At 39.2% G+C, this 14,059-nt stretch carries 8 protein-coding genes; all 8 read left to right on the top strand.

Going from position 1 to position 14,059, the window contains the following annotated elements:
• The first annotated feature begins 186 nt into the window (after nt 1–186).
• On the top strand, nt 187–846 hold the full coding sequence (locus G322_RS0112590) for a trimeric intracellular cation channel family protein (protein ID WP_022942126.1): 660 nt from the start codon (nt 187–189) through the stop codon (nt 844–846).
• Nucleotides 847–976: 130 nt separating this feature from the next.
• Nucleotides 977–2,536, top strand: a complete 1,560-nt coding sequence (locus G322_RS0112585) for an AbgT family transporter (protein ID WP_022942125.1) — start codon at nt 977–979, stop codon at nt 2,534–2,536.
• 119 nt (nt 2,537–2,655) lie between these two features.
• Complete coding sequence (locus G322_RS23400; protein ID WP_022942124.1) at nt 2,656–2,823, top strand: hypothetical protein; 168 nt, start codon at nt 2,656–2,658, stop codon at nt 2,821–2,823.
• 278 nt (nt 2,824–3,101) lie between these two features.
• Nucleotides 3,102–3,287: a hypothetical protein gene (locus G322_RS22335; protein WP_022942123.1), complete on the top strand. Its 186-nt coding sequence runs from the start codon at nt 3,102–3,104 to the stop codon at nt 3,285–3,287.
• A 314-nt stretch (nt 3,288–3,601) separates the two neighbouring features.
• Nucleotides 3,602–4,345, top strand: coding sequence for a thermonuclease family protein (locus tag G322_RS0112565; RefSeq protein WP_022942121.1), 744 nt, complete (start codon nt 3,602–3,604; stop codon nt 4,343–4,345).
• A gap of 81 nt (nt 4,346–4,426) precedes the next feature.
• Nucleotides 4,427–5,668 carry a malic enzyme-like NAD(P)-binding protein gene (locus tag G322_RS0112560; protein WP_022942120.1) on the top strand — a complete coding sequence of 414 codons (1,242 nt, stop codon included), beginning with the start codon at nt 4,427–4,429 and terminating at the stop codon, nt 5,666–5,668.
• A 311-nt stretch (nt 5,669–5,979) separates the two neighbouring features.
• Nucleotides 5,980–10,542 (top strand): ATP-binding protein, encoded by a 4,563-nt coding sequence (locus G322_RS0112555; protein WP_022942119.1) that lies wholly within the window; start codon nt 5,980–5,982, stop codon nt 10,540–10,542.
• A 110-nt stretch (nt 10,543–10,652) separates the two neighbouring features.
• Nucleotides 10,653–13,832 carry an EAL domain-containing protein gene (locus G322_RS0112550; RefSeq protein ID WP_169337487.1) on the top strand — a complete coding sequence of 1,060 codons (3,180 nt, stop codon included), beginning with the start codon at nt 10,653–10,655 and terminating at the stop codon, nt 13,830–13,832.
• The last annotated feature ends 227 nt before the right edge of the window (nt 13,833–14,059 follow it).

Here is a 14,059-nt window from a genome sequence, read left to right as displayed (position 1 = left end):
CACTTGCTTCTAAATAAGTTTTCTTATTTTAAGACAGGAATTGACGTAACAAGGGTATCTTCGGATGCCTTTTTTTATGCCTTAAATTTGAATTATTGCTTTATATTGGCTTAATTATTGATGTTTTATCATGTTTTTACTTAACCATTTCATCTACAATTCGATTTTTTATAAATAGACACCATTATGTTATTAACCATTCTTTATATTATCGGTATCACAGCGGAAGCGATGACTGGCGCTTTATCGGCAGGAAGAAGAAACATGGATTGGTTTGGTGTCATGTTTGTTGCTAGCATTACTGCGATTGGTGGGGGAACAGTACGTGATATTATTCTAGGAAATCACCCCGTGGGTTGGATAAAACACCCTGAGTATATCGTTATTACTTGTGTTGCCGGGGTCTTTACCACTCTGATTGCGCCTTGGGTGGCACGTAATCATCGTTTGTTTATTACCTTAGATTCCATTGGTTTAATTGTCTTTAGTATTATCGGCACGCGTGTAGCGATAGACATGGGGCTACATCCTCTTATTTGTGTGATCGCCGCCATTGTAACAGGGGTTTTTGGGGGATTACTGAGAGATTTTATCTGCCGACAAACACCGTTGGTATTACACAAGGAGCTCTATGCATCGGTTGCTTTATTTGCATCATGCCTCTATCTCACACTACTGTATTTTGCTATTGATGACTCCCTCGCTATTATTATTACCCTCATTGCAGGCTTTTCTCTACGTATTGCAGCCTTGAAATTTTCTTGGTCGTTACCTGTGTTTAGCTTTGAAGTTGAGCAAAATCAGGATCTGAAAACAGGTGATAAGAGTAAGCAAAATAAACGCTAAGTATCACTTGGAACAGTGTTAAATTAATTTAATTTGTGTTTTTTAAGCTTGAACTATTAAGCCACATCAAGGTTTGTCAAAATAGTTCATCTTAAAATAGTTGTTCTTTCAACCTTCAATAGGAATATTAATGAGCAAGTCAACGATCGAAGGAAATGCGCAAGCTTCATCCAAAGGAATGGATCGTTTTTTAAATTTTATCGAAAAAACAGGTAATAAAATACCCGATCCCGCTTTGCTGTTTTTTTGGGGGTTATTATTAGTCTGGGCTTTATCGGCTCTCTTTTCACAATTTAACCTTGGGCTAATTCATCCCATCACACAAGAAAGTGTGGCGGTTAATAATCAGCTAACAGGTGATTCATTAGCGCATTTTCTCGCTAATATGGTGACAACCTTTACAGGGTTTGCACCCTTGGGTATTGTACTTGTTGCAATGTTAGGTGTCGGTGTAGCGGATTCTTCAGGTTTTATTAATACTGCGCTAAAGAAAATGTTACGTTTTACCCCCGCCAAATTACTTACCCCGATGTTAATTCTCGTGGCTATCATGTCACACACTGCCGCTGATGCAGGTTATGTCTTGGTTATTCCTCTTGGTGGTATTCTTTTTCATGCTGCTGGTCGTCATCCTTTAGTGGGAATTGCGGCTGCTTTTGCAGGTGTTTCAGGAGGTTTCTCCGCCAACTTTATCCCCTCTGGTATTGATCCATTGCTCGCAGGTTTTACACAATCTGCGGCACAAGTATTTGATCCTAGTTACATCGTTAACCCTTTAGCGAATATCTATTTTACAGGGTTATCGTCAATATTAATTGTTGCTGTGGGCTGGTGGGTTACTGAAAAAGTGATTGAACCTCGTTTAAGCAAAATTAAAATTGATGACGATGCAGAAAATGCCCCCAATTTAGGCGAGATTAGTGCGCTTGAAAACAGAGCCTTTAATCGTGCATTGCTTGCAATGGGCGCGGGTATCACCCTTTTAATTGTACTGATTATTCCTGAAAGCTCTGCGCTACGCTCTGCAACAGGTCAGCTGACCGCATTTGATGCACCACTCATGCAATCGATTGTACCGCTTATTTTTATCCTGTTTATTATTCCGGGTGTCGTTTATGGACGTATGGTGGGTAAATTTAAAAATAATGATGATGTGATAAAATCGATGTCGCAGACGATGGGCACGATGGGCTGTTATATTGTAATGTCTTTCTTTTGTGCGCAGTTTTTGGTGGCGTTTAGTCAATCAAATATTGGTGTTATTTTAGCACTTTATGGTGCGCAATTTTTGCAATATTTACAATTGCCCGGAGAGCTAACAATTGTTGGTCTGATTTTGCTCACCGCTTTTATAAACTTGCTGGTTGGTTCTGCTTCTGCGAAATGGGCGTTAATTGGTCCTGTTTTGGTGCCAATGTTGATGGCGGTGAATATCTCACCTGAACTGTCACAAGCGGCTTATCGCGTCGGAGATTCTGTCTCTAATATAATCTCACCGTTAATGGTGTTTTTCCCGTTAGTGGTTGTTTATTGTCAACGTTACGTGAAAAGCACGGGTATTGGTACGCTTGCTTCAATGATGATGCCATTTTCGATTGCGATGTTAGTCGCATGGACGTTGTTCCTGTTAGCGTATTGGGCATTGGGTATTCCACTGGGAATCCAAGCACCTTACACTTATCCTGCATAGGTGTTGCAATTATTAAAAGGTGTTTTATGAGCGCCTTTTTATATCTGCCATATTTACTATGTTAAAGTTTATCTACTCTCATGGATTGAGAGTAGTAATGCAATCATGGAGTGATAAAGATGTATCTAACTAATTCTGTTCTTAAAAACTTTCTCATATTAGAAAATAGTCTGCGTTTTACCGCCTACGTTGTTCTTTTATTTTCCATTATCTATCGTATTGATTATATCGTTGAATTTAATCCTATTCAGCCCTATATCGTAGCCCTTGCTAAATTAATCCTTTAAATCCCATAGTTAGTCACCTTTTATACCCTTCTACTGTGCGTGAGTACACCGTGGGTCTGGTATTGCTTTCTACAGTCAAGTAAAAATGTAGCCCTGGTCGGTTGGGCGCGACTCTCCATTATTCCGAGTTGGATCTGCATCTATGTATTTTATGCAGGAAACGCTATTTCTACCGCTACTAGGCGTAGCCCTTTTTCTTACTTGGCGTTGCAAACGTAAACAAACTATTGTCACTTTTATCACCATGATAGTGATTTGGATCACTGTAGGATTGACACATGGCATTGTTGGCTTGTACGTGGCTGTGGATAATACAAGCAGATAAAATTAAAAAGGCGATCTTATCGTTGCTGTTATTGGGGCTGATTTTAACGCCACTTACTTATCGATGTTATCAAATTATGCCTGTTTTCACGCCACATGGTATTGGTGATATGAATGCCCAATCAGGGGCTAATCGATAGAGGTACAATCTGACTGAGAGGGCGCGCGTTGGGCTTATATATGCTGTTGAGGCGAAACCTTTTGCGCCGTTTAATAGATTGTTAGCAAACAGAGAAAAAACAAAAAAGTTACCTGTTGTGCCAGCAATTATTTCTGTTTGGTTTAGTAGTGCAGAGTTTATTGCCCATTAGTGTCAATGAAGGGCGTTTATCACATGTATTTTAGTGGTTTTATTATCGCGCAATGGGTTATTTATATGGCACTAGAAAAAATCATCTACTTTGTGTCAAAAAGTAAACTACAGTATTAATTCACTTTAATTACAGGGGGCAATATGCGTTATATCATGTGGTTATTAGCGTTACTTTTCTCATCCTCTCTTTTTGCCTCCTGCCCACGTATTAGTTGGGATGAAACCGTTATCCTCAAAAAAATCAATGATGGCGATACGGTGACCTTGAAAAATGGACGTTTGGTGCGTTTTATCGGCATCAATACCCCTGAGATAAATTACCGTAATCTTAAAAAATCAGAGCCCTATGCACTTGAAGCGAAAGCATTATTAGAAAGATATATGCGTGTAGGTGATAAATTACACCTTGTTTATGACAAAACCAAACAAGATAAGTATGGGCGAAAGTTGGCCTATGTTTACAATAAAACAGGACGAAATTTAGCGCTGTTACAGCTACAATCTGGCTTTGCTCAACATTGGGTGATTGGTAGAAACGATAAATTTTGGCGCTGTTTTCAAGATACGGAGCGTCAAGCTCGACTACGCAGAAAAGCAATTTGGTCAGATTTTAAACCTTTATTAGCTAGTCGATTACAAAAGTCAGATAAGGGTTATGTTTATATTAAAGGTCGAATCACTGAGATTAAAAAAAATAAACAAGGGTTAAAGCTTAAAATTGATAAACAGCTAACGGTGTCAATCAGTAAGGCTAAACTTAAGATTTTCAAGAAAAGTGGCATTGATTTTTTACTGCATGAAAGGCTGTTACTTTCTGGAAAGTTAACCTTTTCCGGTAACAAAGCAAAATTAATCCTTTATCACCCGGCACAAATATTACCCTGAGATGAATAAACGCTGTAAATTCGTCCAAGATTTGACTATTATCACACTTTATTTGTGCGCCTACTAAATTGGAATCTAATCATGTCAGATCTACGTCAACAAGCTCTCGATTATCACGCTTTTCCGAAACCGGGTAAAATCAGTATCGAACTCACGACTTCTGCTGAAACGGCTGATGATCTCTCACTTGCGTATAGCCCAGGTGTTGCTGAGCCTGTTCGTGAAATTGCGGCTAATCCTGATGATGTTTATAAATATACTGCAAAAGGTAACCTTGTCGCGGTGATCACCAACGGTACTGCTATTTTAGGATTAGGTAATTTAGGACCATTGGCTTCAAAACCGGTGATGGAAGGCAAGGCATTATTATTTAAACGTTTTGCTAATATAGATGCGATTGATATTGAAGTAAAACATCGTACCCCAGAAGAGTTTATTAATACCGTTGCTAATATTGCTGATACTTTTGGTGGCATTAACCTTGAAGATATCAAAGCACCAGAGTGTTTTGTGATTGAAAAAGAGCTAAAGCAACGTTGTAGTATTCCTGTTTTCCATGATGACCAACACGGTACGGCCATTGTCACGGCTGCCGGCATGATCAACGCATTAGATATTCAAGGTAAAAAGATTGAAGAGGTTAAAATCGTTTGTATGGGCGCGGGTGCAGCCGCTATCGCGTGTATGGAACTACTGATTCAATGTGGTGCGCTACGTGAAAGAATTTACATGCTCGATCGTAAAGGCGTTATCCATACACGACGTGATGATATCAATGAATATAAGCAACGTTTTGCCAATAATACCGACCAACGTACATTGCGAGATGTTATTAATGGCGCAGATGTGTTTGTGGGGGTTTCTGGCCCTGATGTACTTTCGGGCGATGATGTGAAATTGATGGCGCCAAATCCAGTTATCTTTGCTTGTTCAAACCCTGATCCTGAAATCAAACCTGAAGTGGCACATGCAGTGCGTGATGATTTAATCATGGCAACAGGGCGCAGTGATTATCCGAACCAAGTCAATAATGTTTTATGCTTTCCCTTTATCTTCCGTGGCGCATTAGATGTACGTGCCACAGAAATTAACGAAGCGATGAAAGTGGCTGCCGTAAATGCGATTCGTGAAATTGCCAAAGAGCCCGTGCCTGAAGCGGTATTAAAAGCGAGTGGCGTTACCTCATTAACGTTTGGTAAAGGTTATATTATTCCTAAGCCGATGGATCCGCGTTTACTGAAAAAAGTGGCGGGTGCAGTCGCGCGTGCAGCAGTAGCAACAGGCGTTGCACAAGTTGAGTTACCTGATGACTATATGGCTTAGCGATATGGCTTAACTACATGGCTTAACTACATGACTTAACTACATGACTTAACTACATGGCTTAACTACATGGCTTAACTATTGAGCTAGAGCAAATGAGTTAGTTAAACCCTTTTGTATAAAGTGATTTAAAAAACCCCATTAATCAGTTAATGATTAATGGGGTTTCTGTTATTTACCACTCAGAAATAAGTTAATACTGATGCTTTTTATTAGATAGTAAAATCAGTACTGGAAACCTCTGTTAATAAGTTGTAAATTATGGGGATCTAATTTTTAATTTTCTATTACTATTTTTGTAAGGGTACTGTATGTCAGGAAAAATTTCCTCTTCTGGGTTTGAAACCAACAACATTGCTGATCCGTTGTTTATTCATGCCGAGCATATCGCAAAAGATTTTTCGTTATTTCCGGATAACTCGTTACCATCTAACACTGAGAATTTAGAGGGTTTGATTGAGCGTAAACGTATTAAATCAAACTTAACCGCCATTAAAAAACTGGGTGTAGATGCTTATATCGCACGTACAGTACAACCTGCTGAAGACAATAAACGGCCCGGTGTTAAGGCCATTGTTGAAGGTTTTAACGGTAAAATAGTGACTGAACAATTAAATGGTGCATTTTATTGTGCAGAGATGGAACTGGATTTTGGCGGTTATATGCGTCGAATCGGCATCATTGGTCAAGAGCGTAGTTCAAACAATGGCGCGTGGATGCCTGAACATCATTTAGCTGCCAGTAAAGCGATTCGTAAGTTTGCCGATTTATCGCTGCCTATTGTTTATCTGATTGATACGCCGGGAGCAGATGCAGGTGAAGAGGCAAATAGCCAAAACCAAGCACATTCTATCTCGCAAATGATCACTGAAAGTGCCAACGTTGATGTTCCTACGGTAGGTATTGTTGTTGGTGTGGGTTATTCTGGTGGTGCTATACCACTGGCAACCGCAAATATTCTTCTTTCAGTGCGTGATGGTATTTTTAATACTATTCAGCCTAAAGGGCTACAAAGCATTGCGCGTAAATATAACCTTTCTTGGCAGGAGTGTGCACAGTCTGTGGGTGTTTCACCTGAAGAGTTGTATACCAACGGTTGTATCGATGGCATCGTTGATTACTCACCTGTTGACCAAGATGAGCGCCAACATAATCTTCAAAAAGCGGTCATTTCAAGTATCTTATCTATTGAATCAACATCTGTTGAATTTGTACGTAAATACCCTGACATTTTAGAACATTACAATCGCAGTTTGTCGCGTTATTTAGAGCCTTCAAGTAAGCTTGTTGCCGTTGAAAATGCATCTGAAAGTGCGCATCTTTTAGCGAAAAACCCAACGGTACATAATAATGCCTTTGGTACTACTTATCGTTATATGCGTTATTTAACACTGCGCTCGCGTATTAAGGCGATTCAAAAAAATGAATATGGTCGTTTATCAAAACTAACGATTCCTGAAGGGGATCTGAAAGCGCGTATTGAAGAAGATCGTAAAAAAATATTTGTTAGCTGGTTAAATAACCCTGATAAGCTAATTTATGATGATATTTTGAATAAAAATTGGAAGTCATTCCTTGCTAAACGTGAAGATAAAAGTGTTGAACGTAATGTCTTTACTAAGCTGATTTTAGGTGAGCCTGTTGCTAACTACGACAATGCGCGTAGTGAGCTGTTAATTAACCTAACATGGTCTTTGTATAACCGATGGAAAAGCAGTGCTGAAGATAACTTCCGTGCATTAATTGCTTACCTTGAAGATCAAAATAAAGTGCCATTAACTGATTCTTGGCCTGAGCTTTCTGAACTGACTACCATTGATGTGGTAAGCCATACTGAAACACGTGAATGCTTTATTGTGCATTGTCGTCATATGTTGGTATTTAATGCGTTATACGACAATACCATGGGTAACTTAGCATCGATTGCCAAAGAGGCGATGGCGACTAAAAAGTTATCTCGTGACTCTGTTTCCTCCTTGGTGCGTAGTTCATTAAAAGCAGCGCTTAGTAAAGTAAGCGAAAATGATTACGAAGAGCTAAAAGAGAGCTTTAATACGTGGATTCAATATTTTACTGATCAAAGTGATCGTGGTGATATCCTTGCTAAAGTGGAAGAGTGGAAGAGTATTGGTGCTCCTCAGATGAACGCAAGTTTGTTTGTTATCATCACTTACTTTTTTGAAAAGATTTTGCCTTCATACTATGCAAGCCATGAAGATACAACGCAGTATAATGGTGCCATTAATCCAGTGCGTATCGGCCGTCGTAAAGATTTCTGGAACCGCTTAACAATGGGTTATCAAGATCTATTAATTCAAGCTGTTTTACGTACTGAAAAAAACAAAAAAAATAATTCATATACTGCAATCTTAGATAAGTTCTTTACTAACTTTAAAGAGTCTCGTGCAGACTTAATGACTGCAAACTTGTTAGAGTTTCCTGGTTTTCGTTTATCGGTTGAAGATGCCTTAGATAAAAATATCAAACCCTGCGGTTTAGTCTCTGGTATTGGTGAGTTTAAACTCGCTAATGGTGATATCCAACGTGTGGGTGTTGCTGTTTCTAATCTTGCATTCCAAGCGGGCGCGTTTGATATGGCCAGTGCAGAGAAGTTCTGTGCTTTATTAGTTAAATGTGCAAAACAACATTTGCCTGTTGTGGCGTTTATCAGCTCTGGTGGTATGCAAACCAAAGAGGGCGCTGCTGCGCTATTCTCTATGGCGGTTGTGAACGATCGTATTACCCGTTTTATCCGTGATAATGATTTACCTGTTGTGATGTTTGGTTATGGTGATTGTACCGGTGGCGCACAAGCAAGTTTTGTAACACACCCAATGGTACAAACTTATTATCTTTCAGGTACAAATATGCCATTTGCGGGTCAAATGGTGGTGCCTGCTTACTTGCCATCTACATCAACACTGTCTAACTACTTATCTCGCAACGCGGGTGCAATGGATGGTTTAGTTATCAATCCATTCTCTGATGATCTTAATGATAAGTTACGTGATATCGATGAAAACATGCCGATGCCAACCATCACCATTGAGGAGACGATTGAGCGTGCATTAACAGGGTTTGTACCTGTTTGTAATATTGATGAAGATAGTTTCTCGCAAGCGGATCCTCGTGCGCTGATGAAACAAGTGAAAAAAGTGTTGATACACGCACGTGGCTGTACTGCGGTTAAATTAATTCGCAAAGCAAAAGACAACGGTATTAATGTGGTCTTAGTGGCATCAGATCCAGATATGACTTCTGTTCCTGCAGATATGTTAGGTGAAGGTGATAAAGTTGTTTGTCTCGGTGGTAATACCTCCGATGAAAGTTACCTGAATGCAAATTCAGTATTAAAAGTGGCTGAGCATGAGGAGGTGGATGCCCTTCACCCCGGTATTGGTTTCTTATCAGAAAGCCCACAATTTGCTGACCTGTGTGTTAGTCACAACATTAACTTTGTTGGTCCAAGCATGACCAGCATGTTAACCATGGGTAACAAATCAAACGCAATCAAAACAGCGCAAGATAACGGTGTTCCCGTTGTACCTGGCTCTCACGGTATTTTAACAGGTGCTGAGCAAGCGCTTGATATTGCTAATAGCATGGGTTATCCCGTGTTACTAAAAGCGGTAAATGGCGGTGGTGGTAAAGGTATCTTGGTGATTGAGAAAGCCGATGATATGTTTGTTGGTTTCGCACAGGTTTCTGCTGAAGCACGTAGTGCATTTGGTAATGGCGATCTCTACTTAGAGAAATACATCACTTCTCTGCGTCATATCGAAGTGCAATTACTGCGTGACAAACATTGTAATACCAAAGTACTGGGTATTCGAGATTGTTCTGTGCAACGTAATAACCAAAAAGTAGTTGAAGAGTCTGCATCCACCATGCTTCCAGAAAAATTAGAAGCATTGGCGTTGCAATATACTGCAGCACTTGCTGACGCGGTTGATTACTTGGGTGCGGGTACGGTTGAGTTTATCTACGACCTTGACCAAGATGCCATCTACTTTATGGAGATGAATACACGTTTGCAAGTTGAGCATCCTGTGACAGAAGCAACATCGGGTATCGATATTGTTAGTGCACAATACAATATCGCCTCTGGTGCGAGCATTGCAGATATGAAACCTGCGAAAAAAGGTTATGCAATCGAAGTGCGTGTTACTGCAGAAAAAGCCGCACTTGATGCTGATGGCGTGATGCAACTATTGCCACATCCGGGTAAGGTGATTGAATATTTTGTACCTGAGCAAGACGATATTGAAGTTATCTCAATGATCGCAGAGGGTAAAGAGGTTTCACCTTATTACGATAGTTTAGTGGCACAGTTTATCTGTAGCGGTAAAGATCGTAACGATACGATTAAGAAACTGCTTAAATTTTTAGATAAAGTGGTGATTAAAGGGATTGCTACCAATATTCCATTATTGCAACGTATCTTAAAAGATGAAACCTTCTTGAACGGTGTTTATGATACCACTTATCTGCCTAAGTTTATGGCGCGGCTCGATCAACAAACCATGATAGATGAGATGGAAGCATCGGCATCAACAGGTGGAAGTGATGCTTCAATCACTGTTGACGGCAGTAACGAGTTAAAAGTATTAGCGCAAAGTGCGGGTATTTTCTATCGTGCATCATCACCGGCAGAGCCTGACTTTGTTCATGAAGGAGATATTGTTAATGTTGAACAAACGCTTGGTTTAATGGAAGCGATGAAGATGTTCTCACCGTTATCACTGTCTAGTTTTAACCGTCAAGATGCGGAGTTGTATGATGCAAAAACCAAGTTCCGTGTTGAACGCATCATCAATGAAAATGGTCAACAGGTATCAAGTGGTGATCTACTTTATATCATAACCCCGCTGTAGACGATTGCCTTGTCACAAAAAAGCCAGTCAATTGACTGGCTTTTTTTATGTCACTAGAAAAAAGAGTATAATAGACTCCATCTGTTAATCTGTTTTACGGGCAAACTACATTGCTGAATTTCTCTCTTTTTCACTCTCTGCGCTTCATCTTTCTCAGTTGCTTATTAGCAATCTCCTCACCACTATTTGCAAAAGTTGCTGAGGTACTTGTTTTGCACTCTGGTCACCAAGGTAATCAGTGGACACGCGATATTCAAAAAGGAATAGAAATACAGTTTGAAGATGAAAATATTGCTCTTTATGTAACCTATTTAGACAGTTATCAAGTATTGACAGAGCAATCCTTGGCACAATACGTTGATCATTTTGCGCGAAAATTTGAACAACGTGATTTTGATGCAGTGATTGTCAGTGGTGATAATGCGCTCAAATTAGTGCAGCGTTATGCAGATAGGCTGTTTCTAAATACGCCCATTATTTTTACAGGTATTAAACGTAATAAAAAATCCCTGCTCAATTTTACCCATAAAATATCAGGTGTTATCGAATCGGAAAATATACTCGGTACGGTGCTCTTAGCCCTTTCTCTTTTCCCTGAAACATACTCTGTTTATATTGTGACAGGCAATTCACGTGAAAGTAAAATTACCACTAAAAATATTGCTAAATTTTCTAAACAACTCTCACAAAATGTGATCACGTTTAATGATGAGACCAAGATATCACTAAAACAGAAAGTGAGTAAATTACCTGCTCATTCTGTGTTGGTATTTGATGATTTTTCGCGTGATAGAAATGGCCAATTTGTCAATCGAAGTACCATGTTGAAGTCACTTATTGGTGTTGCTAAATCGCCTATCTTTGTGGTTAATCGCCATGATCTCGCTGAAGGGGTTTTAGGTGGTTTAGTGATCAGTGGTTTTACACAGGGTAAAACCGCCGCCATTAAAGTATTAGATTTGCTACAAGGTGTGCCTATTGAAGCACTACCTATCGAAGTAAATGTGAGTGATAAATATTTTTTTCAATATGACGAGATGTTACGTTGGCAGATAAAAGAGTCTGATATCCCAAGTGGTAGTGTGATCTTAAATGAGCCTGTGACGCAATTTTACTTTACTAACTCTTTTACAATTGCCCTTATATCCACACTATTAGTGATCTTTTTTGCACTGCTACAGTGGTGGAAAGTACATAATATTAACTTAGACAGGTTAGAAATTAAACGTAAAAGCGATCGAATTGAACATATTTTTAATATCTCTTATGATTTTGTTTTTGTTTTGGATCTATTAGGTAATATAAAAAATGTTAACCAAACTGCACTTGATTTTGTTGAACAAGATCTTAGTAAACTAAAAGGCAAGCCTCTGTGGGATGCAATTTGGTGGCAGAATGACCAAGAGAGTCAACAGCGTTTAAAGTCCGCGATGGGCGTGGCTCGCTTAGGCGATCAGATCCGTTTTGAATGTTTGCTGGTTGATAAGAATAAAAAACGTCATGATTTTGATCTCTCTATTCAGCCGATTAAAGAGGGAAAAAATGATGATGAGATCACCTCTATTATTGTTGAAGCGCGTAACATTAATGAGATAAAAAGTGTTGAGGAGGAGGTGCGTAAAGCCAATAAACGCTCTAATTTATTACTCGATGAAAGTCCTTCTATGCTCTTAATGTTAAACGCACAAGGGCTAATTTTGTCGTGTAATAAATACGGTTGTAATTTACTCGGTTACGATGATGGTGAGCTCATTGGACGTAATTTAGTGACCCTTTATTCTCAACTGGTTAATATTAGTGATCTAAAAAAGTACTTGGAGCACTGCACACATGCGGATGCAATGTTGCTCTCACGGGAAATTTCTTATACTACCAAAGAGGGGAGAAAGATTTGGATCAATGAGCGTGTTAGAAAATTAGCTGAGCATGACCAATACTTCCTTGTTTGCGAAAATATTACCGAACGTTATGAGCTTTCTAAAGAGCTTAATTACCGTGCATCACATGACTATTTAACGGGTTTAAAAAATCGCCTGTTTTTTGAAACTCAGTTGGATAAACACCTCAAAGATCTCGCTTATCAAAGTGTCCCTTACAGCTTAATGTATCTGGATATGGATAAATTTAAGATCATCAATGATACCTGTGGGCATCAAGCGGGTGATGAAGTCTTAAGGCAGATAGCAACAATACTAACGGAAAGTGTTTCAGCGCATTCTGTTGTTGCTCGCTTAGGTGGCGACGAGTTTGCGATTATTATGCCACAAACAGAGTTGGTGGAAGCGCAAGAAGCCGCACAACGTATTATTAATACTATTGGTAAACACAATTTTTTATGGGAAGGGCAACACTTCTCCTTAGGTATTAGTATTGGTTTGGCCGAGCTTACTGATGCTGGTCGTGGTGGTGTACATGCCCTGAGTTGTGTTGATAGCGCTTGTTATACAGCGAAAGAATCAGGCCGAAATCGTATTCATGTTTATGAAGAGGATAAACAGGAGGAGCTACGCCGTGAAGAGGTGGTTTGGGTTAATAAAGTGCAAGATGCTCTGCGTGATGAATCACGTTTCTGCCTTTACGCACAACTGATTAAATCTGTTGATGGTGATAGTGATTACTTACACTATGAAATTTTAACACGCATGATTGATGAAGCAGGTAATTTAGCATCACCTGATAAATTTATCCCCATTGCTGAAAGTTATAACCTTGCTGATAAAATCGATATGATCATCATTACCAAAACATTGTCATGGTTACGCAATCATCCTGAGCATGTTTTAAAGTTAGATATGTGCTCAATTAATCTATCCGGGCAATCCATTGGTGATCCTCAATTTATTGATAATTTAGTTGAACTGTTAAATAATTCAGCTCTGCCACTGGAAAAACTCTGTTTTGAAATAACAGAAACCGTCGCAATTAGTAGTTTTAGTAATGCCTCAAAATTGATTCGTGCCTTGAAAAAATTAGGCTGTAAATTAGCCTTGGATGATTTTGGAACTGGGCTTTCATCTTTTGGTTACCTGAAACGTTTGGATGTTGATTATTTAAAAATAGATGGTGTATTTGTGAAAGATATGGCCAATGATGAGAAAGATTTTGGCATTGTAAAAAGCATTAATGAATTGAGTCATCTGTTTGGTAAAAAAACCATTGCAGAATATGTAGAGGATGAACAGATCATTGAAAAATTAAAAGAGATTGGCGTAGATTACGCACAGGGGTATCATCTTGGAAAACCTGTGCCCATTGACATGATGGCACTACTTTCTGATAGTATGGATTAATAATGGTAACTACTCAGGCCGTTGCTATTTAAGTCTACTTCTTCGTTGAAAATACTCACAAATTCATCGAGAATGAATTTGAGCACCGATAGGGTGACCCGTAGGGCGCAGTACAGGATGTAATACCGATTACATTAAGTATGTGATCTAAATTTTGCGCAGGAAAAATAGCTAAATTTAAGGCGTAAGTTGACGTAAATGGTTGTTCCCTTTGCAAAACTTACAAC

The organism is Psychromonas hadalis ATCC BAA-638, from assembly GCF_000420245.1.
GTDB lineage: Bacteria > Pseudomonadota > Gammaproteobacteria > Enterobacterales > Psychromonadaceae > Psychromonas > Psychromonas hadalis.
This window is presented reverse-complemented; position numbering and strand designations above follow the sequence as displayed.